The 20,961-nt window shown below is 72.4% G+C and carries 18 protein-coding genes; 8 read left to right on the top strand and 10 right to left on the bottom strand.

Annotated features, from left to right (window positions below; genetic code table 11):
• Nucleotides 1–38: 38 nt before the first annotated feature.
• Complete coding sequence (locus ACWD4B_RS07940; protein WP_451419974.1) at nt 39–1,199, bottom strand: DUF3443 family protein; 1,161 nt, start codon at nt 1,197–1,199, stop codon at nt 39–41.
• 195 nt (nt 1,200–1,394) lie between these two features.
• On the opposite strand from ACWD4B_RS07940, the gene ACWD4B_RS07935 reads away from it, so the two are divergent.
• Together ACWD4B_RS07935 and ACWD4B_RS07930 are read left to right on the top strand one after the other, a co-directional pair.
• Nucleotides 1,395–2,309: an endonuclease/exonuclease/phosphatase family protein gene (locus ACWD4B_RS07935; RefSeq protein WP_451419973.1), complete on the top strand. Its 915-nt coding sequence runs from the start codon at nt 1,395–1,397 to the stop codon at nt 2,307–2,309.
• Nucleotides 2,310–2,328: 19 nt separating this feature from the next.
• Entirely contained in the window at nt 2,329–2,883 is a 555-nt protein-coding gene (locus ACWD4B_RS07930; protein ID WP_451419972.1) for a hypothetical protein, read from the top strand.
• Nucleotides 2,884–2,886: 3 nt separating this feature from the next.
• Here the strand turns inward: ACWD4B_RS07930 and ACWD4B_RS07925 are convergent, their stop codons facing one another.
• The 3 genes from ACWD4B_RS07925 to ACWD4B_RS07915 form a co-directional block, all read right to left on the bottom strand.
• The gene (locus ACWD4B_RS07925) at nt 2,887–3,225 is read right to left on the bottom strand and encodes a thioredoxin family protein (RefSeq protein WP_451419971.1); all 339 of its coding nucleotides are present in this window, start codon (nt 3,223–3,225) and stop codon (nt 2,887–2,889) included.
• 159 nt (nt 3,226–3,384) lie between these two features.
• Nucleotides 3,385–4,611, bottom strand: a complete 1,227-nt coding sequence (locus ACWD4B_RS07920; protein WP_451419970.1) for a cytochrome P450 — start codon at nt 4,609–4,611, stop codon at nt 3,385–3,387.
• A gap of 95 nt (nt 4,612–4,706) precedes the next feature.
• On the bottom strand, nt 4,707–5,552 hold the full coding sequence (locus ACWD4B_RS07915; RefSeq protein ID WP_451419969.1) for a DUF4097 family beta strand repeat-containing protein: 846 nt from the start codon (nt 5,550–5,552) through the stop codon (nt 4,707–4,709).
• Nucleotides 5,553–5,966: 414 nt separating this feature from the next.
• Between ACWD4B_RS07915 and ACWD4B_RS07910 the strand changes: the two genes are divergently transcribed.
• Complete coding sequence (locus tag ACWD4B_RS07910; protein ID WP_391154651.1) at nt 5,967–6,185, top strand: DUF6480 family protein; 219 nt, start codon at nt 5,967–5,969, stop codon at nt 6,183–6,185.
• Nucleotides 6,186–6,572: 387 nt separating this feature from the next.
• Here ACWD4B_RS07910 and ACWD4B_RS07905 read toward each other — a convergent pair whose 3' ends face one another.
• Nucleotides 6,573–7,133, bottom strand: a complete 561-nt coding sequence (locus ACWD4B_RS07905; protein ID WP_451419968.1) for a rhodanese-like domain-containing protein — start codon at nt 7,131–7,133, stop codon at nt 6,573–6,575.
• 80 nt (nt 7,134–7,213) lie between these two features.
• Here ACWD4B_RS07905 and ACWD4B_RS07900 point away from each other — a divergent pair, with 80 nt between their 5' ends.
• Nucleotides 7,214–7,495, top strand: coding sequence for a metal-sensitive transcriptional regulator (locus tag ACWD4B_RS07900; protein WP_336410844.1), 282 nt, complete (start codon nt 7,214–7,216; stop codon nt 7,493–7,495).
• A 40-nt stretch (nt 7,496–7,535) separates the two neighbouring features.
• On the opposite strand, the gene ACWD4B_RS07895 is transcribed toward ACWD4B_RS07900, so the two are convergent.
• Both ACWD4B_RS07895 and ACWD4B_RS07890 read right to left on the bottom strand, forming a co-directional pair.
• A complete protein-coding gene (locus ACWD4B_RS07895) occupies nt 7,536–8,288 on the bottom strand; it encodes a sulfite exporter TauE/SafE family protein (protein ID WP_451419967.1) in 753 nt (250 codons plus the stop codon).
• Entirely contained in the window at nt 8,285–9,667 is a 1,383-nt protein-coding gene (locus ACWD4B_RS07890; RefSeq protein ID WP_451420004.1) for an MBL fold metallo-hydrolase, read from the bottom strand. Before ACWD4B_RS07890 ends, ACWD4B_RS07895 begins: the two co-directional genes overlap by 4 nt.
• 157 nt (nt 9,668–9,824) lie before the next feature.
• Between ACWD4B_RS07890 and ACWD4B_RS07885 the strand changes: the two genes are divergently transcribed.
• A complete protein-coding gene (locus ACWD4B_RS07885; protein ID WP_451420003.1) occupies nt 9,825–10,211 on the top strand; it encodes a DUF302 domain-containing protein in 387 nt (128 codons plus the stop codon).
• Between the two features lie 118 nt (nt 10,212–10,329).
• Here the strand turns inward: ACWD4B_RS07885 and ACWD4B_RS07880 are convergent, their stop codons facing one another.
• Nucleotides 10,330–10,992 carry a DUF305 domain-containing protein gene (locus tag ACWD4B_RS07880; protein WP_451419966.1) on the bottom strand — a complete coding sequence of 221 codons (663 nt, stop codon included), beginning with the start codon at nt 10,990–10,992 and terminating at the stop codon, nt 10,330–10,332.
• A gap of 285 nt (nt 10,993–11,277) precedes the next feature.
• On the opposite strand from ACWD4B_RS07880, the gene ACWD4B_RS07875 reads away from it, so the two are divergent.
• Nucleotides 11,278–14,862, top strand: a complete 3,585-nt coding sequence (locus ACWD4B_RS07875; protein WP_451419965.1) for a hypothetical protein — start codon at nt 11,278–11,280, stop codon at nt 14,860–14,862.
• Between the two features lie 208 nt (nt 14,863–15,070).
• The gene (locus tag ACWD4B_RS07870; RefSeq protein WP_451419964.1) at nt 15,071–15,505 is read left to right on the top strand and encodes a hypothetical protein; all 435 of its coding nucleotides are present in this window, start codon (nt 15,071–15,073) and stop codon (nt 15,503–15,505) included.
• Between the two features lie 105 nt (nt 15,506–15,610).
• Here the strand turns inward: ACWD4B_RS07870 and ACWD4B_RS07865 are convergent, their stop codons facing one another.
• Nucleotides 15,611–18,469 (bottom strand): BTAD domain-containing putative transcriptional regulator, encoded by a 2,859-nt coding sequence (locus ACWD4B_RS07865; RefSeq protein WP_451419963.1) that lies wholly within the window; start codon nt 18,467–18,469, stop codon nt 15,611–15,613.
• 222 nt (nt 18,470–18,691) lie between these two features.
• Here ACWD4B_RS07865 and ACWD4B_RS07860 point away from each other — a divergent pair, with 222 nt between their 5' ends.
• Nucleotides 18,692–20,293, top strand: a complete 1,602-nt coding sequence (locus tag ACWD4B_RS07860; protein ID WP_451419962.1) for a peptidoglycan-binding protein — start codon at nt 18,692–18,694, stop codon at nt 20,291–20,293.
• 82 nt (nt 20,294–20,375) lie between these two features.
• Here ACWD4B_RS07860 and ACWD4B_RS07855 read toward each other — a convergent pair whose 3' ends face one another.
• Complete coding sequence (locus ACWD4B_RS07855) at nt 20,376–20,873, bottom strand: hypothetical protein (RefSeq protein WP_451419961.1); 498 nt, start codon at nt 20,871–20,873, stop codon at nt 20,376–20,378.
• Nucleotides 20,874–20,961 lie beyond the last annotated feature (88 nt).

Below are 20,961 nucleotides of genomic sequence, written 5' to 3'. Positions count from 1 at the left end.
CGAGGTGGGGCGGCGAGGTGGTGAAGGAGGTCAGGCGGTCATCGAGGCGCCAGGCCCAGGCGTCCGTTCTCCAAGTCGTACAGGACATCGGCCTTGGTGAAGGCCGGCAGTCCGGCGAGGATCAGTGGGCGGGCCTGCCGGCCGTAGCTGACCAGCGGGGTGGAGAGGGCGTTCATCGGCTGCGTCCCGGCGGTCTCCCGGGCCGGCATGCGATACGTCCACTCCCAGCCGGCCGTGGTCACGGCGAGTGTGACCTGCCGGCCGAAGGTGTCGATCACGCCGCCCTTCAACACGGCACCCGGCACGGGCCCTTCGATGCGCGGAGCCTCCAGCACAAGGGTCGGCGTGCCGGTGTCGAAGACCACCGGGGCGCACCGGGTGTTCAGCACGCCGGTGACGGTCAGACAGCCCTGCAGCGGGGCGGGATCCCAAGCCGTGACGGTGGTCGGGGACCCGCCGGGTGACGGTGCGAGCGTGGCCGACCGTTTCAGGCTGACGGTCGTGAAGTGCTCCAGGGTCTTCCGGTCGGGATTGAGGACGAGTTCGGGGTGCTGCTCGTCGAAGTGGACGGTGAATGCACCGTTGTCGGTGAGGCCGGCCATGGGGTTGGCGCAGCATCCCCTGACGCCCTGGTCGCGTTCGGCCAGGCCGATGCCGAGGATGCCGTCGAAGACCCCGCCGAACTCCTCCGGCGTCCTCCCGTGCGCGGCCTCGCAGTCGGGAACCTGGTCGATGCAGCCGAGGGAGTCGACGAGCAGGACGGTCTGGTTGCGGGCGGTGGCATCGCCGAGGCGCAGGGTGGCCTGCGCCTCCCGCCCGCTGATCTGCAGTCCGCTGAGGTAGCTGCTGCTCCCGGTGGCGCCGGTGGGCGTGGCGTTGCCGTCGCCGACGGCCGAGGCGAGCACCTTCAGGCCGGTGGATCCGGTGTCCACCAGGAGGCTCAGCTGTTTACGCCCGATGGTGACGGTGGCCTGGAGCCGGGGTTCGGAGAGCTTGCCGCCGTTGCTCCCGGCCTGCAGGTAGCGCAGCGGCACGGTGACGCCACCGGGCACGGTGGACCGGCTCTGCCCAGGGCCGGCGCAGCCGCCGGGCAGTGCCGCGGCGAGCAGAGCGGCACAGACGGCGGCGGCCGTGCGCCACCGCCGGCGGCGGCGCGGACGGAGAGAGGGGGCGGAGGACGGGTACGGCGTCGGCTGCACGATCGGCTCCAGCGCTGCAGAGGGGAAGACTCCTGCACGAGCATCCGTGCCGCACCGGCGCGGGGCTCTGTGAGGAGGACCGTTCGGGTGCTGCGCACTCCCTCTCCCGGACCTTCCCGCGATGTCGTCCCCCGGTTTCGGACCTAGGTTCGGTCGTGGTGGGAGCGCATGCTCCCGGAGAGGACTGCAGAGTCGATGACGTGGTTCGTCGCCCGTCGCTGGATCCTCACCGTGAGCATGTGCCTGACGGTCGCTGCGGGACCGGCCGGGACGGTCTCCGCCGAGGTGCGTGCCGCGCCCTGCCCGACTGCGGCGGCCTCGTCCTCCCTCCCCGGGCCGCGCTCGGCGCGGGTGCTGCCGCCCTTCACGGTGGAGTCCTGGAACATGCAGGGCTCGACGGCCGGCGGGCAGTGCATCTGGACCATGGACGTGGCCCCGCTGGCGCAGAACTCCGATGTCGTCGCGCTGCAGGAAGCCGGTCAGCCGCCGACGGCGGGAACGACCCTTGAGAACTCGTGGACCCAGTACGGCTACACGGTCCGCGAGTACCGCTGGCACGTCGGCAGCAGGACCCGGGGGCAGGACTACTTCCTGTACTGGATGGAGACGGACCCCAACGGCGGCCGCGTCAACCTGGCCCTGGTCGTACCCGAAGCCCGCAGGGCCCGTGAAGTGCTCGTCGCCTACGATCCCGCCCGGCCCTCGGTACGGCCTGCGCTCGGCATCCTGCCGTCGGGCATCGATGCGTGGGTGTTCACCGTGCACGCCTCCGCCCAGCCGCAGGCCGGAGGCGGCGGACGCGGCGGCTGGGACGGTCCCCGCATCGTGCAGGAGGTCGAGTGCGCCGCCGCCGGCGCGCAGCAGGGACCGTACCCGTGGGTCGCGGCAGGCGACTGGAACCGGATCCCCAACGGCTGGGCGGCTGCCGGTGCCCAGACCCGTGAGGTCGCCCCGACACAGGCGACCCGGCCCCAGAGCGGCACCGTCATCGACTATGCGGTCGTCGCCGCCGCCCTCCTCGGCACGCTGCTGCTCCGTGCGGTCTTCACCGACCCGCGGCGCAGCGCAGGCCAGTCGGACCACCTCCCGGTCCGGTTCCAGTTCGGCTGATCCCAAGGAAGGAGTGCCCGTGCGCGCATCACGTTCCGTCGTCCCGGCCTGCGGCCTGTCCCTGGCTCTGCTGCTGCCCGGCAGTGCCGCCGCCGCGGACGACTGCGGCACGCAGGTCTGGCGGATGACCATCACCGAGGTCGACATCCGGAACGGTGGCGACTCCGATGGCGGTGACCTCTACGGCAACCTCGCCTTCGACGGGCAGACCCTGTGGAGCCGGTCCCGTTCCGACGCCGTCTTCGTCTACAACGGTCCGCTCGACATCGGGGCGGACAACCAGTGGAAGCTGTGGGACGAGAAGCTGGTGCCCGTCACCGGCACGACCCGCACGGTCTTCACCGTCGACGCCGGCTTGTGGGACGCCGACTACTTCACGGGCGACGACGAGGTGGCCGTCGGCACGAGCACCGTCGACCCGCTCCAGGTGGGCGAGGGCCCCCACCAGCTCGACTACTGCCACGGCAGCGGCTGTTCGGAGGGCCACACCGTCATCGGCTACACCTTGGAGAAGGTCGGCGAATGCACCGCCGAACAGTGCGCCGCCGGCAGGACCGCCGGCCGCACGCGATGAGGGTCAGGCGGCGCCGGCTGCGCCGGCCCTGCCGATCAGCTCGTGCAGCGCGTCGGGGTCGGGCGCGACGATCTCGCCGATCTTGACGCCGTTGCAGAAGGCCATGAAGACGGGCACGGGCCCGACCCCGGCCTTCTGCGCGATCGCGAACGCCTCGTCGAGGTCCACGGAGTAGAAACCGACGCGGCCGGCGAACTCGGGGAGCTCGGAGAACCTCGCGAAGACCGGGTCGATCGCCCGGCAGAGGGCGGCCCACGTCGCGCAGAAGTCCACCACCACGCCCTTGTCCTGCGCGATGGCGTTCTCGAACTCGTCCAAGCACGTCAACGGGGTGACCGCCATGTTCTCCGACTCCTCGACTCGTCGACTCGCCGGCCCATCGGGGGCGACCGGTGCCCGCGATGAGCCGCGGCTCACGAAAACCACCGTTCCACACCCCTTGCGGCCGCGCACGCCGACGAGTCGGCAGTACCGCACGGGCGACGCGCCCGGCCGACGGTTCTACCGGACCGCTTCCGTCCAGGTGACCGGCAGCTCGTGGACGCCGTAGATGTTCATGTCGGTCCTGAGTTTCACCTCGCCCGCGGGGACGGCGAGTTCGAGGGTCGGGAAGCGGCGCAGCAGTCCGTCGAAACCGGCGCGCATCTCGACGCGGGCCAGTTGCTGGCCGAGGCACTGGTGGACACCGTGGCCGAAGGACAGGTGACCGCGGGCCTGGCGGCGGACGTCCAGGGTGTCGGGGTCGGCGAAGCGCAGGGGGTCGCGGTTGGCGGCCAGCAGCGAGACGACGACGGTCGATCCCTTGCCGATGGTTTCGCCGCCGAGTTCGATGTCCTCCGTGGCGTAGCGGTAGAAGATGTCGCCGACGGACAGATAGCGCATGAGTTCCTCGACCGCATCGGGCATCAGCTCCGGTTCGGCGCGCAGTGCGGCCAGCTGCTCGGGGTGCTCCAGGAGCGCGAAGGTGCCCAGCGCCAGCATGTTGGCAGTGGTCTCGTGGCCCGCGAGCAGCAGCAGGAAGGCGATGCCGATCAGCTCCTCGATGCTGAGGTCGTCATCGCGGGCCAGGTCGGACAGGATGTCCTCGCCGGGCTCGGCCCGTTTGCGCGTGACGAGTTCGGCGAGGTACGTGGTCAGTGCGTCCCACGCGGCCATCTTCTCGTCGAGCGACTGTTCCTTGACCAGGAACTTGGCGGAGTTGACCTGGAAGGTCTCCCGGTCCTCGTAGGGAACGCCGAGCAGTTCGCAGATCACCAGCGAGGGCACCGGCAGCGCGAACTCCTTGACCAGGTCGACCGGCGGGGTGAGGCGCGCCATCCCGTCCAGCTGCCGCTCGGCGATCTCGCTGATGTGCTCCTCGAGCTGCTTCATGCGTTTGACGGTGAAGGCACCGATGAGCTTGCGCCGCAGCCGGGTGTGGTCCGGCGGGTCCATGGCGACGAACATGCCCGGTATCTGCGGGGACGGTTCGGTGGCGGCGGGCATGCCGGGGGTCTCGTACGGTATGTGGAGAACACCGATGTCCTGGCGGGAGCTGAACCGGGTGTCGGCCAGCAGCCGGCGGACCGCTTCGTAGCCGGTGACGAGCCAGCCCTGGTGACCGTCGGGAAAGACCATGGGGCTGACCGGGCGGGCCTCGCGCAGCCGGGTGATCTGACGGGGCGGGTCGAAGGGGCCTGCATCGCGGTCCATGGGGAGGCCGTGCGGGACGGGAAGCGTTTCACTCATCGGATTCTCTTTCGTGGGGTGCCGGGAGGGCGTGACGCCCTCCTGATTGAAGGCTGAAGTGAGCGGGGGTACAGGTGAGTTGACGCGGCCGGCGCTCAGGCCTTGGCGCGGCGGATGTCGATGGTGCCGTAGCGGGAGCGGGCCCGGACCTTGACGGTGTCCCCGGCGCCCTCCGGGGCCCCGGAGGCGGCAAGCGTGTTGCGCACCTGCCCGTTGTCGGCGCTCGCGTCGAGCCAGGCGGTGGCGCCGTCGCGGATGCCGACCTCGATGGCGCCGTAGGAGGTCTCCAACTGGACGGTGCCGCGGGCGACATCGGCGACGCGCAGGGCGCCGTGGGCGGTGGTGGCGGTGACGGAGCCCTCGGCGTGCGCGATGTCGATGTCACCGTGGGCGCCGGTCACCCGCAGTTCGCCGGTGGCGGTGCCGACGGTGGTGGTGCCGTGGGAGTTCTTCAGGACGGCGGGCCCGTCGGCGGTGCCGACGCGCAGGCTGCCGGTGCTGGTGGTGATCTCGGCCGTGCCCTCGATCCGGTCGACGGTGATCGAGCCGTGGGAGGCGGTCAGCTGCAGGGGCCCTGTCTCGTCCAGACGGACGTCACCGGAGGAGGTCTTGATACGGACCTCACCAAGCCGGCCCTCGCCGAGCACCTGGGCCCAGGCGCCGGTCATGTCGATGCGCGAGCCGGCGGGCAGTTCGACCGTCACGTCGACGGTGCCGGGGCGGCGGAGTGTGGTGCGCAGCTTGGGGGTCTTCACGGTCAGGGTGCCGTTTGCGCAGGTGACCTCGGTCTGCTCGGCCGACCGCACGTCCCGGTCCTGCTGGGGGTCGCGGGGCCGCACCTCGACGACCGTGTCGGGGCGGTCGCCCGCGGTGAACCGGATGGAGCCGGCCTCCACGTGGGCGGTGACGGAGATCGGGGCGGGGGTGTCGAAAGAAGTCATGATCGCGGCATCCTTCTGGCTCGTGCGGGCGTCCCCGTCGGTGGGAACATGAAGATAGTGGCACCACTATGGCGCCACACGCAAGCCCTGATGGCACCTCACATGACATAGGCTTGAGGACGGCCATCTTGAGCCGGTGAAAGGCGAGATGAAAGGCGAAGGGTATGACCTGAGTCATTGCGGCGCCGTGCCTGCTCTTGCGCTTCCGGGAGCGCGGAGCAGCACAGGTGACGTCGGATGGCGCCAAACCGCACCACCTGACGCCATCCGACGCCACGCGGTGCCATGTGATGCCACGTGTCTCGTCGGGAGGTGTTACGCGCTGCACCAGGTCCGCCCGGGAGGCACCCTGGAACCGGAGGGGTACCCGAAACCGGGCCCGTACGGCCCGAGCCGAGAAAGCGGGGCGCCACCATGCCTTCGTTCCACGATCCCGATCCCGAGCGCACACCCGGCCTGGAGCCCGGCGGCGGTGTGCCGCCCGGTGAGACCCCACCCGGCGAGGACAGCACCGGCGGCACCGGCCCGCGCGACGAACAGTCGCGCGGCTGGGGCAAGGGGCCGGTCATTGTCATCGGCGTCCTGGTGCTGTTCTTCGCCGTCACCGTCATCATCTGGGCGGCAATCGTGTGAGAAGGGCCGGAGGGGCCCTCGTACGCCGGGGCCCGTTGCCCGCCGTCCGCACACGGCACCGTGACGGCACCGTGGTGGCGTCGGCACAACACGACCACGGCCCACGCCTGTTCGCAGGCGCGGGCCATGGTCGTGTCGTATTCGGGGAGCCCTGCACCGAGCACGTCGCGGCGTGCTGCCCGGCCCAACGCCGAATCCGGCGGTACCTACTGGGACCGGGACCAGGACAAGAAGATCCTCATCCGCAATCCGGGACGGCGGGGCACCGGCGGGAACTGGATCCCGAGCCGGTTCATCCATGAACTCGGCCTTCCGGAATGAGAAAGGGACCCAACGTCCACCGAGTCCCTCCGTGCAGTGTTGTGGAAGGTCAGGACCTGTCCGGTCTCAGCCTGTCAAGGTGGCCAGTGTGGCCCCGAGTTCCGCCGACCCGGGCCGGTTGTGAGGGAGCCTGGCGAGGACGCGGGCCATGCCGCAGGTGTCGGTGACGGCGGAGACGATCAGGCCGCCGGCGACACCGGCGGACAACAGGCGCAGCACGGGCAGGCGTCGTGCGGCGAGCAGTCCGGCCAGTACGAGGGACCCGGCGGCGAAGCGGACCTGGCGCTCCATCGTCCAGACGGCGCCCGTGACTTCGGGGTGGTCGAGGCCGTGTCCCTGCTGGGACCAGGCGGTGGTGCCGCCGGTGAGGGTGGCGGCGGTGATGCCGTGCGCGGACAACTGCTCGCAGGCCTGCGCGGAGCGGTTGCCGGAGGCGCATACGAGGAGCAGGTCACCCCGGCCGGCGGCGCTGTTCAGGGCGGGCAGGGCCTGGTCGAGGCAGTCGAGGGGGACGTTGTGGGCGCCGGGCAGGTGGCCGGAGGCGTACTCGCCGGGGGTGCGTACGTCGACGACGGTCAGCTCGTGCAGCCGGTCGCGGGCCTGTTCCGGGGTGAGGGGGGTGGTCATCAGGTGCGTTTCCTTGCCTGTCTCGGGAAGGCCCCCTCCGGGTAGGATACCCGGAGGGGTATGGAAGATCGGAGTGGGTCGTGGAAATGGCGATGGCAGCCGAAGAGCTGAAGACGGTGGTCAACCGGCTGCGTCGGGCGCAGGGGCAGATCGCCGGGATCATCAGGATGATCGAGGAGGGCCGGGACTGCGAGGACGTCGTCACGCAACTCGCGGCGGCTTCCCGCGCGTTGGACAAGGCGGGTTTCGCGATCATCGCCACCGGTCTGCAGCGGTGCCTGGCCGACCCGGGGTCGGCCACCGACGAGGACCGGGAGCAGATGCGGGCCCGGCTGGAGAAGCTCTTCCTCTCCCTGGCCTGACCCGGTGCCCCCGGCCGGTCGGGCGGCCGGTCACGTCACGTCACGTCAGGGCGTCGACGAGCATGAACGCGGCCACGGCCAACAGCATGATCGCGAAGGCGCGCCGGAGCAGGGTGCCGGAGACCTTGTCGGCCAGCCGCTTGCCGTCCCAGGCGCCCAGGACCGCCGCCGCGGTGAACGGCGCGATCACCGCCCAGTCGAGGCCCGTCGTGGTGGCGCCGCGCGTGGCCAGGGCGGCCAGCGAGTTGGCCGTGATGATCAGCAGGCTGGTGCCGACGGCCGCCTGCATCTCGAACGCCAGGACCGTGACCAGGGCCGGGACGGCGAGGAAGCCGCCGCCGACGCCGAGCAGTCCGGTCAGTGCGCCCAGTCCCGCACCGGCGCCCGCCGCCCTGCCCGGCCGGGCGGGGCGCGGCTCCGCCGAGGCCGGTGCACGCTGGGGCCGGAGCATTCCGACGGCCGCGAGAGCGGCTATCCCGGCGAAGGCGGCGGTCAGTGCCGGTTGCGGCAGGCGGGCCGCGGCGGCTCCGGCGGCCGCGGCCGGCAGAAGTCCGGCCGCGGCGAACAGCAGACCCGCCTTCCACCGCACACGGCCCGCCCGGGCGTGGGCGTACAGGGCTGTCGCGGAGGTGGCGGTGACGATCAGGAGACTGGCCGTGGTGGCGGCCGCGGGGGTGAAGCCCAGCAGGTAGATCAGCGCCGGCACGGCCAGTACGCTGCCGCCTCCGCCGAGCGCCCCGAGGGCCAGCCCGACGACGGCCCCGCAGACGAGCGCCAGGATCAGCGCACTCACGCTATGCCCCCGGTCAGGGGCCGGGAGACGACGAGACCGGCGTCGGTGGCGGCGTCGAAACCGTCGTCGACGGCGACCACCTCGCGGCCGGTGGCGTCCAGCAGGGACGCGGCGATCGCCGCGCGCATGCCGCCGGCGCAGTGGACCCACACCACCCCGGGCGGCACCTCGCCGAGCCGGCCGCGCAGCTGGTGGAGGGGGATGTGCACGGATCCCTCGACGAAGCCGTTCGCGCGCTCGGAGTCGCGCCGCACGTCCAGCACCACGACGTTCTCGCCGCGTCCCCGCGCCTCGGCGAGGCCAGCGAAACGGGCCCGTGGGAAGGCGGCGAGCTGCTCGCCCGGCCGCACCCAGGCGGCGGGGTCGCCGGTGGCCGCGGCGGCCGGGCGGTCGATGCCCACCCGCACCAGCTCCCGCTGTGCGGCGGCGACCTGCTCGGGCGTCTCCGCCAGCAGGGTGACCGGCTTGCCCCACGGAATCAACCACGCCAGGTAGAGGGCCAGTTGCCCCTCGCCCTCGAAGTTGAACGAGCCGGCGACGTGCCCCTCGGCGAACGCGATGCGGTTGCGCAGGTCCACCACCCACTCCCCCGCCGCCAGCCGCCCGGCGATCTCCTCCGCGTCGGCCTGCCGCACCGGGGTCAGGTCGACGGGGGCGGGGCCGGCGGCGTTGGCCGGAGCCATGTGCGCGTAGTACGCGGGCACGTCGTCCAGGCCGGCGAGCAGCTCCGCGACGAAGGTGTCCACGTCCTTCGTGAGCGCGGCATTGTTCCTGCGCTCCGCGCCGATCGTGGTCGCATCCCCCTCGGCCTGGGACGAGGAGCAGAAGCTGCCGAAGCCGTGGGTGGGCAGCACCTGCACTTCGTCGTCCAGCTCACCGGCCAGGCGGTGGGCGGAGGCGTGCTGGGCACGGGCCAGTTGCTCGGTCAGCCCGGGCTCGACGAGGTCCGGCCGGCCCACGCTGCCGATCAGCAGTGAACCGCCGGTGAACGCGGCCACGGCCCGGCCGTTCTCCTCCAGGACGTAGGACGTGTGGTGGGGCGTGTGCCCCGGAGTGGCCAGTGCGCGCAGCACCAGGCCCTCGTCCACCGCCACCGCGTCGCCGTCGGCCACCGGCGTACGGGCGAAGGGGACCGCGGCGCCGGCCGGCACCAGGTACTCCGCGCCGGCGACCTGTGCCAGCTGAAGGCCGCCGGTGACGTAGTCGTTGTGCACGTGCGTCTCCACCACATGCGTGATCCGCACCCCACGGCGGGCGGCCGCGGCAAGGACTTGATCGATGTCCCGCGGCGGATCCACGGCCACTGCCGAACCCGGCCCGCCGGCGAGGTAGCTGCGATTGCCCAGGCCCTTGAGTTCCAGGGTGCTGATGAAGAACACGATCACGACTCCGTCCGTGTGATGTACCCCGGGGGGTATCTGTCGGCCACCTTAACAGGGATACCCAGGGGGGTATTCCAGGGGAGGATTCAGGGATCCGGGGTGTATGCCGGGGTATATGAGGGACCAGCTTCTGCCGTGCGATCCGGGAGTCCTCATGCCCTACGCCCGCAGCGTCCGCCTGGATGCCGACTTCGACACCGCCGTCACCGCCGTGCGCCGGGCCCTGGCCGAGCACGGATTCGGTGTCCTCACCGAGATCGACGTGAAGGCCACCCTCAAGGCCAAGCTCGGCCACGACATGGAGGACTACCTGATCCTCGGCGCCTGCAACCCGGCGCTCGCCCGCCGGGCCCTGGAGGCGGACCGCAGCATCGGCCTGCTCCTGCCCTGCAACGTCGTCGTACGCCGCGACGGCGACCGGACCGTCGTCCAGGCCCTCGACCCGGACACCATGGTCACCCTCACCGGCCTGCCCGCCCTCCGGCCGGTTGCCGCCGACGCCACCGCACGCCTGGACGCTGCACTCGCCTCCCTCACCTGATCCGCCCGCGACGCGGCGGCCCCGACTGCGAAGGTGGTCGGCTGCACGGCCACGGTCAAGGGCGAGTTGACGCCGACCTGCCATTCCACGCCACGGTGCCGCCCCCCGGCAGCTTCTGTCAGGAGGCCGTCGCGGAGGGCGAGCCGGTGCCGAGCATCTTGCGCATCTGGGCGATTTCGGCGGTCTGCCCGGTGACGATGTTGCCGGCCATCTCCTTGGCCGGTCCGTAAGCACCTTGCTGCTTCTCGGTGTTGGCCATCTCGACCGCGCCCTCGTGATGCTTGATCATCATGGTCAGGAACATGGTGTCGAAGGCACTGCCGGAGGCGCCCTTGAGCTGGTCCATGTCGCGGTTGCTCATCATGCCGGGCATCGCGGACGCGTTTCCGTGGCCCGTTCCGCCCATGCCGCTCGCACCTTGAGGGACTTGCTCGCCCCAGGACTTCAGCCAGGTGGTCATGGTGTCGATCTCCAGCGCCTGCTCCTTCTTGATCTTGTCGGCGAGAGCTTTGACCTCGGCGGAGGAGGCGTGTTCCGCGGCCATGTCGGCCATGTCGACGGCCTGGCGGTGGTGAGGGATCATCCCTTGGACAAAGGCGACATCGGCCCGGTTGTGCTGCCCGGCCGATGCGGAGGCGCCGGAGCCGGTCTGCGCGGTCGATCCGGCCGGGGAGCCGCCGCTTTTGCCGGCGTTGCCGCCACAGGCGGCCAGGGCGACTGCCGCGACCGAAACCGCGGCGGCCACGGCTGCCCGACGTGGCAGAGGACGGAAGCTGTTCATGGTGCACGCTCCTGGAGGCGGCGAGAGGGGGTGGCCTCACCTGTACGCGCCGGAACGGCAGCCGAGAAGGATGCCGCGCCGTGGAAGCGTTTCTTCACACCGCTCATGCCGACTCATGCCGACCGTTGCCTGAGCGGCCCGGCGTTGCTGGGCGTAGAAGCAGCCGCATGCTCGAGCGCCATACGCCGACCCCTCTGTACAACTCGTTTCACAGGCAAGAGGGCCCCGGCCCAGTGAGACGACGCGGCTCACGCGTTGTCAGACCCCGTCCCTACCATGACAGGCATGAGGGGATCGCAAGACAGTTCGGCCGCAGACATGGTGCGCACCATCCTCGCCTCGTCGCAGGCAGAGGACGCAGGAGAAGCGCGGAGCACGCGAGGCGGCGTGCTCGGGGTGCTCGAGGAGGTCCGCCCGGCGCGCACGGTCGCGGCGCGCATCGCCGCAGCGGGCGGAGTCGACGAGCAGGCGGCGCGCCGGCTGCGTCAGCTGGTGGAGCAGCATCTCGGCGGCCGCGCCGAGCGGTGGCTGGGCGTGCACGACGCGCTCGCCGGCCACCGGGGCACCCTGCCCGCGCTGCTCGCCGACGTGCCGCCGCCGGCGCCGCCCGTCGCGCCGGGCGAGGTCCGCTCGCCCGCGCCCCGCAGCGTGTACGACACGCTCGCCCTCCTGCTGGAGCAGGCCCGGCCCGAGTACGCGGCCGTCGCCCTGACCGCTCTGCCCGACCGCACGGTGGAGGGGCTGCTCGCGGGCGGGGCGCTGCCCGGGCCCGTCCTGGTCGGCGCCGTCACGGAGCACGGCGACTCCCGCACCCGCACCGCTCTGGCCCGCCACCCCCGGCTCGACGCACGGGTGCTGGCCCGGCTGCTCGCGGTCGGGGACGCCCGGGTAGGGGCTGCCGTCTACCGCAACCCGCGCGCCACGCAGTCCCTGCGCCGTGCGCTGGCGCACCGGCTCGACGCGGTTCCGATGGACGAGGGACTGCGTGCCGAACTGACGGACCCGAGCGGCACCTTGTCGCGCACCTGGCTCGCGCCGCTGCTCGGCTCGGGTGATCCCCGGCTCGTGGCCGGGGCGTTGAGGGTGGAAGTACGGGGCGTGGCGCAGCAGTACGCGCTGGTCCGGGTCTGGCAGCGCACGGGGCCCGAGGCGGTGCGCGGTCTGCTCGGCGACCCGGCCGTCGCCCGGCACCTGAGCCGGTCCGTCGTCGCCGCCGTCACCGACGCCCTGACCGATGCCCTGGCCGAGGAGGACGCGGCGGACGGCTCCGGCGACGCGCTGCGCCGGCTGTGCGAGCAGTGCGAGCCCTACGAGGACCCCATGCGGCTGCCGAGCCTGCTGGCTGTCACCCGGGGCACCAGCAGTCTGCGCGACCTGCTGTCCGAACCGTACGTCCACGATCTGCAGGCCCTGTCCGAGGCGCACGCGAAGAGCCCGTTCATGCCCGCGGCATGCGCGGAACTGGCCAGGCACGAGGAGGCGAGCGACGCCCAGCGCCTGGCGTTCAGGCTGAGCGTCCTCAACGAGCCCTGGCGCGTGGGCGATCGGCGGGTCGGGAACATCACGCCGCCCGGACGGCGCCTGGCCGAGGAGCCGCTCGACGAGCAGGCCGCCTGGTGGGCTGAGGGCATGGTCCGGGCCGGGCTGATCGATCCGGTCGAGCTGATCCGCACCGCTCGGCCGGCCGCCCGTGCACTGGACGCGCTCACCGAACTCGCCGAGCGGGACCTGCTCACCGGCACCGCCGTCGCGGAGCTGCGGTCGCTGGCCGACGGCCGCCTCGGCGACCGCCCCGAGGCCTGGGCCGCACTCGACCGTCTGTTGCCGGCCCACCGCGGGAACCTGCGGGAGCTGATCCACGAAGCCGGCACGGCCGCGGTGCCCGAGACGCCCGACGGCCCGGAGGCCGCCGCGCTCGCCGGAGCGGAGCTCCAGCAGCGGCCCGAGCCTCCCGTTGCCCCGCGCAACCCCGACGAGCGGGCCGCCCTCGCCGCCCTCGACCTCCTCCGTTCCTTCGCCCCCGCCGACGCTCCGCTGCCCGCCGACCCCGGCGTCCTGGCATTCCTCGCCCGGCACCGCCGGCACGAGGCCCCCGGCCTCGCCACCCCGCAGTGGCTCATCAGGGCGTGTGCGTCCCACGGCCTCGAACCGCCGGACGCAGGCTCCTGGCACACCGCGCCGCCTCTCGCGGAGGTGCGGGCGGAGCCCCCGCAGTCCTGGGGTTCCAGTGCCACGCTCACCGAACTCGCCTACACCCAGGGCATCCTGCCCGCCGACGAACTGCTCGCCTTCCTCCCGGCGTGCCGCATGCTGCGCCTTCCGCACGACTGGCGTGGGCTCGCGTTCGCGCACGCGTGGCGGGGCGCGCTCGCCCGCCTGCTGCGCGCCGAGCTCGGCACCGACCCCGACGCCTGGCTCGGGCTGGCCGCGACGGCGGGGGCGGCAGCCGGCAGGACCGTCGCCGACCGTGGCCAGGGCGGGCCCGGCTGGCTGGAGTTGCTGTCCCTGGCCCGATCCGCGGCGACGCCCGAGGAGGTGCATGCCGCCGGGTACCGGCCGCTGGAGGAACCGGCGTCGGGCCCGTTCAAGCCCCGCCCGCGCACCCCCGACGAGGCAATCGGGCTGCTGGAGCGCGGCAACCACCTGTGGGCCTGGCCGATGGGCACCCTGCTGTGCCTGGCCGACGCCGAGGTCGTCGACGCGGTCCTGCCCCGGCTCGGCCCGGACGGTTCCTGGCTGCTCGCCGCGTACCTGCTGCGCCACGACCACACCCCGCGCGTGGTCTTCGAGCGGCTGCTACAGGGCCGGGATCCGCACGCGCTGCGGATCCTCGCCGCCCAGTCCCGGTGGCTCGAGACCGGTCTGGCGGAGCAGTTGGCCGACCTCGGCGATCCCGGCACCGACCTGGCCCTGCTGCAGCATGCCGGCAATCCGCACCTCGCCCGCCGGATCGTGGCCCGGTCCCGGCGCTCCGGGACGGAGGCCGGCCCGGTCGCGGCGCGGGTGCTGGACGGGTTGCGGGCCGATCCGTCCGCGGGGCCGATCGGGGGCCTGCACTGGCTGGGCTCGGCCGAGCCGGACCTGATCGAGGAGATCCTCGTCCGGCGGGGCGCCGGACTGAGCCTCGTCGAGCAGGTCCTCGGCTGTCTGCGCCTGTTCGAGCACGGCGGAGCGGGGCGGCTGACCGCACTCGTCGGGCGCGGCCTGCTGGGCCAGGCCGCCACCAAACTGTGCGTCAAGGCGCTGGCCGCCGGCGATCCGGCCGCCGTGCTCCGCGCCCGTCTCGACCGTGAACTGGACCCGGCCAAGCTGGTCAAGAAGCTGCGCCGGGCCCAGGGCCACTGGCAGGCGACGAGCACGGTGGCGGCGGTCCCGGTCGGCGTCGACTGGCGGGCGCTGGAAGCCGCGCACGAGGAAGAACCGCTGCCGTACTGGGCCCAGTTGGTCAATCTGCCGGACGCCCCGACCGACCTCCGTCTGCGGTACGCGGCCCTGGTACGGGAGCCGGGGCCCAACGGCCTGGCCGAGGGTGCGGAGCTCACCCGGGCGCGGGCCCGGCACGGCCTGGCGGGCCTGTACCACTGCGCGCCCGTCACACAGCTCGACGGCCTGCTCGGCTCGGGCATCCTGACGGGACCCGACCTGGTCCACCTGGCCGCCCCGGCCGCGCGCATACTCGCCTACCTCGGCAGTGCCGCGCGCCGCACGGACGCTCCGGCGGAGGCGAGCGCCGCGCTGGCGGAACTCACCGATCTCGTCCGTTCCCGGCTCGGTACGGACGCGGAGGCCTGGGCACGGGTGACCGGCCGGCTGACGGGGCGCGATCCCGGGTGGGAACCCATGTCCCCGGTGGCGGCGTTGCTGTCCTGATGCCTGCCGTGGCCGGGAGGCGGCGGACTGTTCGGCCCTGCGCTCCCGGGGCGTCCGGGCTGAGTCGGAGGTGGCGTCGTCCACCAATCCAGCGCCAACCTTCCGCCAACGTCTTGGCAACACCGGGCGGTGAAGGTCGTCCTGCGCACTTCAGCGCACTGATCGCCCGATGGACCACACGCCCCATCGGGCACGCAAGAGGAGCACCATGAAATTCACCGCTATCAAGCGGCGGACCGCCCGTACGCTGGCAGTCCTCGGCGCCACCGCCGCGGCGGTCAGCCTCGTCGGCGTCGGCCCGGCCAACGCCGTAACCCCCCACCAGCTCAAGCTGTGCAACAAGTCCGGCCCGGGGCGATTCGGACCCATCGCGGTCTCCGTGGAACTCATCGACCGGAAGACCTGGGTCCCCAATGTCCAGTCCGGGTACTGCACCACCTTCAACCTGACCGGCAATGGAGGCGAGCGCGCGGCGATCTGGATCAAGCCCGAGTGGACGTGCGGCCCCGGCGCCTGGCCTGCCGAGACGTGCTTCCCGTACACCCCCTACAACGGAACGACCAACGGCAAAATGATCGGCATCCTGGACACCAAGGGCACGGACATCACCCTCACCGGCCCTTACACCTACACCCAGCAGTAGCACTCCGGCGAACGACCGGACCGGCCCCGCCGGTCGTGCCGCAGTGCTGCCCTCACCAGGTCCTGAGCCCGCTCGTCGGGCCCGTGATCGCGGTGTGTCGGCGCCTCACTCGGTGGCGAGGATCTGACCGGTGGGGCCGAGGGTGGTCAGCCGCTGGGTGGTGAGCGCGGCGACGGTGCGTCCGTCTTCCCGCCTGCGGTACAAGGTGATTGCCATGTCGAGGTGTGCGGCGGCTTCCTCGGTGCGCCCGTGGCTGTTGAGGAACGTGGCGAACTGGGCCTGGGCGAGCCCGTGGAGGTGGTCGTCGCCGGCGTCGGCGCTGAGGTCGAGGAGGCGGCGCCAGGTGGTCTCGGCCTCCGTGGTGCGGCCGAGCCGGTCCAGGGCGTGGGCCTCGAAGGCCAGCGTGCCCAGAGCCAGTTGGGTGAGTGGCCGGTCGGCCAGGAGCCGTAGCACGCGGCGGGCCCGGTCCAGCATCTCCTCGGCGCGGTCGGCTTCCACGGCGGCCATGCACATGCGGTGCAGGACGAACGCCTCCATGAAGGCGTCGGCGGCGCGGGCCGCTTCGAGTGCCTCGGCGAAGCGCTGCCGGCCGAGGTCGGCGCGGCCCAGGTCGTGATGGACGCTGCCGAGCAGGCCGAGGGCGATGGTGCGGTGACGGTCGCCGGGCGGGTACAGCCGGAGCGCGCGTTCCAGGTGCGGCAGAGCCTCCTGGGGGCGGTCGAGCTGGCCGAGGACGATACCCATCGAGGTGTGGGCCCGGGCCGACGCGGCCGGATCCCGCAGTTGTTCGGCGATACGCAGGCCGAGGGTGGCGCAGTCCAGCCAGGCGCCGATGTCGGTGCAGACGTAGTAGCTGATGGCGTTGTGGGCCAGCCGCCAGGCGCGCTCGTGGTCGTGCGCCGCGACGCAGACGTCGATGAGCTTGCGGATCACCGGCGCCTCGGGCCCCCACCAGCGCAGCGCGTCCCGGGTGTGTCCGAACCTGGGCAGGGTCCGGGGCACCGCGTCCACCGGGCGGTAGGGGGTCCGGTCGTCTCCGAAGATCACGGTGGAGGCGGCGGCGGTCGCGGCGAGGTAGTGGTCGACGAGGCGCTGCGTGGTGCGCTCCCGTTCGTCGACGGTCAGCTCTTCCTCGGCCAGTTGGCCGCAGTAGAGGCGGACGAGGTCGTGCGCCTGGTAGCGGCCGGGCCGGGATTCGGTGAGCAGGTGGAGTGCGGCCAGATCCGCCAGGGCCTGTCGGCCGACGGCCGGCGCGTCGCCGAGGAGGGCGGCGGAGGTCAGGGCGTCGGCCTCGGGGCCGGGGTGAAGAGCGAGCAGCGGCAGCAGCCGGGCGGCTTCGGTCGGCAAGTGGCGTCGGCTCAGGCCCAGTTCACGCTGGACGCTGCGGTCGCCGGAGAGCCCCAGGGCGCCCAGGCGTGCCTGCTCGTCCTCCAGTTCGGCGACGAGGTCGGCCACCGACCACTGCGGGTGCATGACCAGCCGGGCGAGGGCGATGCTCAGGGCGAGGGGCAGGAAGTCGCAGAGCTCGACCAGTCGGCGCGCCGCCTTGGGATCCTTCAACGTGCGTTCGTCACCCAGTCGTTGGCGCAGGAGCTCGTGGGCGGCAGTGGCGGTGAAGGCGCCGACCGGCAGGTAGGTCACCCCTTCCCGCAGGACCAGTCCGCCCAGGGCGTGCCGGCTGCACACCACGGTGCGCGCGGGCCCGGCGTCGCAGAGGAAGGGGGTGATGTCGTCGGCGCACCGGGCGTTGTCGAGGACGACGAGCAGGCGGCGGCCGCGTATGCGGTCGCGGAAGAGTTCGGCGCGCGCTTCGGTGGCGGCCGGGATCCCGTCGTCCGGTACGCCCATGGCACGCAGGAAGGCGTGCAGGATCCCGGCGGTGTCGGCGGGGCCGCGCGGGTCGAAACCCTGCAGGTCGGCGTAGAGCCGGCCGTCGGGGAACCGGTCGGCCGTCGCGTGCGCCCAGTGGACGACCAGCGAGGTCTTGCCGCTCCCGGCCGCCCCGGCGACGACGGCCACGCGCGGCGCCCGCGCCCCGTCGTCGGTGCACGCCTCGTCGAGCCGTTGCCGCTCCTCGGGCCGGGCGACGAACCCCGCCGGGGGCTGCGGCAGCAGCTGGGGGGCCAGGTACACGGACGGGGGTGCGGCTGCTGCGGTGACGGCCGGCTCGGCGTCCGGCGCCGGGGACGGCGCCGCCAGGACGGGATCGGCGCGCAGGATCCGCTCGTAGAGCGACTGGAGTTCCGGGCCGGGCGCGACCCCGAGTTCGTCGTCCAGGTGCCGCTGGGTGTCCAGGAACGCGCCGAGCGCCTCGCCCTGACGGCCGGAGCGGTACAGGGCGAGCATCAGCAGCTCCGTCAGCCGCTCCCGCAGCGGGTGTTGCCGGACCAGACCGGCCAGGACGGGCACCGCCTCCGTGTGCCGCCCGAGCTCCAGTCTGATCTCCGCCAGTTGCTGCTCGGCGTCCAGGAGCAGCTCGGCCAGCCGGTCGCGTTCCCGTTCGGCGAACGGTCCCGGCACCCCGGCCAGCGGGGTGCCCTGCGGGAGGTCCAGCGCCCGGGCGAGGAGTTCACCGGCCCGCCGGTGGTCCCTGGCCGACCGGGCCCGGCCGGCCGCGGCGAGCACGTTCTCCAGGACATCGGTGTCGAGGGCATCGGTCCCCGTCTCCAGGGCGTAACCCCCGCCGGCCGAGACCAGCGGGCCGGGGCCGCTCGCCGGCCGCAGACTGCGGCGCAGCCGGGAGACGTACGAGCGCAGGGTGCCCACCGCCGAAGCGGGCAGTTCTTCCCCCCACACCGCGTACAGCAGCTCGTCGCGCCCGACCGGACGGCCGTGGTGGAGCAGCAGCGTGGCGAGCACCGCCTGCTGCTGGGGGCTGCCGAGATCCAGCGCGGCCTCCCCACGCCAGGCGCGCACCGGGCCGAGCACCGCGAATCTCAAGGCGGTGCCCTCTGCCTCCGCCATCTCGTACCCCTCAGCACCCACAGATCAAGACAAAATGCTGACGCAAGTTACCCGACGTAAGGCATCCCGCCAAACCGGGGCCCCTCCGCACGCGAGCACCGGGCTCGGCTCCCGTCGCCCGCCGTCAATCTTTCGGCAACCTTTTTCCACCCCCCGTCTGTAAACCTCCTTGCGGCCGACGAGCCTTCTCGCCGGCCGGTACGGAACGCAAGGAGGTGTCCCGTGGCACGGGACAGAGTTCGGATATCGCGGCGCCATGCCGTGTCGGCCGCCGTGGCGGCAGCAGCGCTGGCCGGCGGCCTGGGCCTCGGCCTGGCCCAGCCCCACGCGACGGCGGCCACGGCCGGTACCGGCGGAAAGGCCCCCGCGGGCCAAGGCCGCGGCACGGCATCCGGTCCCACGGGCGGTGCGTGGCTGACGCTGAAGGACGGTCACCTGACCTACGGGCAGGACGCGCAGGGCAACCGGATCCCCGACTACTCCTCCGCCGGGTACGCAGGCGGCGGCGTGGCGTTGCCGAAGGCACCCGTCAAGGCGACCCTCCCGGCGCACGGCACGGGGGATGCGACCGCGACCGTGCAGGCGGCGATCGACAAGGTGGCCGCGCTGCCACAGGGCGCCGACGGAATCCGGGGCGCGGTCCAGCTCGCGCCGGGGCAGTACCACATCGCCGGGCAGCTGCACATCGGCGCGAGCGGCGTCGTCCTGCGGGGCGCAGGCACCGGCTCCACCATGCTCGTCGCCGACCAGCCGTCGGTGCGGACGCTGGTGACCATCGGGGGCACGTCCCGCTACTCCCCCGTCGGCACCGCTCAGCAGGTGACCGACGACTACGTGCCCGTCGGCGGCACCACGCTCACGCTGGGCAGCACCGCCGGGCTGAGCGTCGGCGACGAGGTCGTCGTGGAGCGTCCGACCACGCAGGCGTGGATCGACGCGATCGGCATGACCGATGCATGGAAGCCCAACTGGAGCCTGCGCTCCGAGCGGAAGATCACCGCCGTCAACGGCAACAAGGTCACGCTCGACATCCCGCTGACGACGGCGCTGGAGAAGCAGTACACCCAGGCGACGGTCTACAAGTACACCTTTCCGCGCATCGACCACGTCGGCGTGGAGAACCTGAGCCTGGACGGCCAGGCCATGAGCGGTGACCCGGACTACGCCAAGTCCTTCTACAACGCGGCCCCGTGGGAGTTCAACGCCGTCCAGGACTCCTGGATCAGCAACGTCACCTGGCGCCACTTCGGTGGCAGCGGCCAGACCTTCCTCGGCCCGCAGAGCCGCCGCATCTCCGTCCTGCACACCCAGGCGCTGGACTTCAACACCACCGACTCCTCGGCCCGTTCGGAGGCCTACCTCCTGCAGGGCCAGCAGAACCTGGTCCAGGACTGCGCCGTCACCGCACCCATGATTCACGCCTTCTCTACCTATGGCCGCCAGTCCGGCCCCAACGTCTTCTCCCGCTGCAAGGCGACCCTGGTGGACAAGACCTACGACGCAGGCGGCCACGAGCGCTGGGGCAGCGGCACCCTCTACGACGACGTCCAGGTCGACGGCTCGCTGCTGCTCGTCAACAACGGCAGCCGCGGCAGCGGCCACGGCTGGTCCGACGCCAACAGCACCGCCTACAACTGCACCACCCAGCAGTACATGGCCCAGGAGCCCCCGACCGCCCACAACTGGGCGATCGGCTGCACCGGCACCCTCATGAACGGCAGCGACGGACAGATCGAGTCCGACGGCAAGCACCTTCTGCCCGACAGTCTCTATGACCAGCAGCTCCTCGACCGCCACGCGGCGGCACGCAGCACTCGCTCCTGACGCCTGTCACAGCACCACAGCACCAGCGGCCGCAGGGCAACCGCCCTGTGGCCGCTCAGTGTTCCCGGCAGGCGGGGCGGGGTCAGCGGCCGGCCCGGAAGGCGGCGAGGGCCTCGTCGGCGGTGACCGGGGTGAACGGCTCCAGCGCGCTGACGGCGAAGCGGGACAGCCGCAGGAAGCGCTCGCCGGTTTCGGTCAGGGTCCAGCGATGGCGGGTGCGGGCGGTCATGGGCTGCCCGTTCTTCGCGATGCCCTGCCAGGCGAAGTCCATGGCCAGGTCGTAGCCGACGCCGCCGGGGGCGGGGGTGACGACCAGGTCCACGATGCGGTGGATGCTGATGTCGACCAGGTCGCGGGCCCCGGCGTACCAGGCCGCGACTTCGTCGAAGGTGCGCAGCACCCGGCCGTCGGAGAGGGTCATCTCCAGGTCGTCCGCGATGAGTTCGCGCAGCGGCTCGGCGTCGGGGGCGGGCTGCTCCAGGAGCAACAGCCAGTGGTGCAGGAAGGCGCGCACGCGGTTCTCGTTCGAGGCGTCGGTGAGCGAGGTGCGGAGCCGGTCGAGGGCGGTGGGCTCGGTCATGGGTGGCGCTTTCGGTGCGAACGGACGGGACTTATTGTGTGTACGTACACACAGCAGAATGTGTGCATGCACACGCAACCCGTCGCCG

Source organism: Streptomyces sp. NPDC002536, assembly GCF_053594995.1.
The sequence above is the reverse complement of the archived record's forward strand: the minus strand, read 5'-3'. Positions and strand labels throughout refer to the sequence as shown.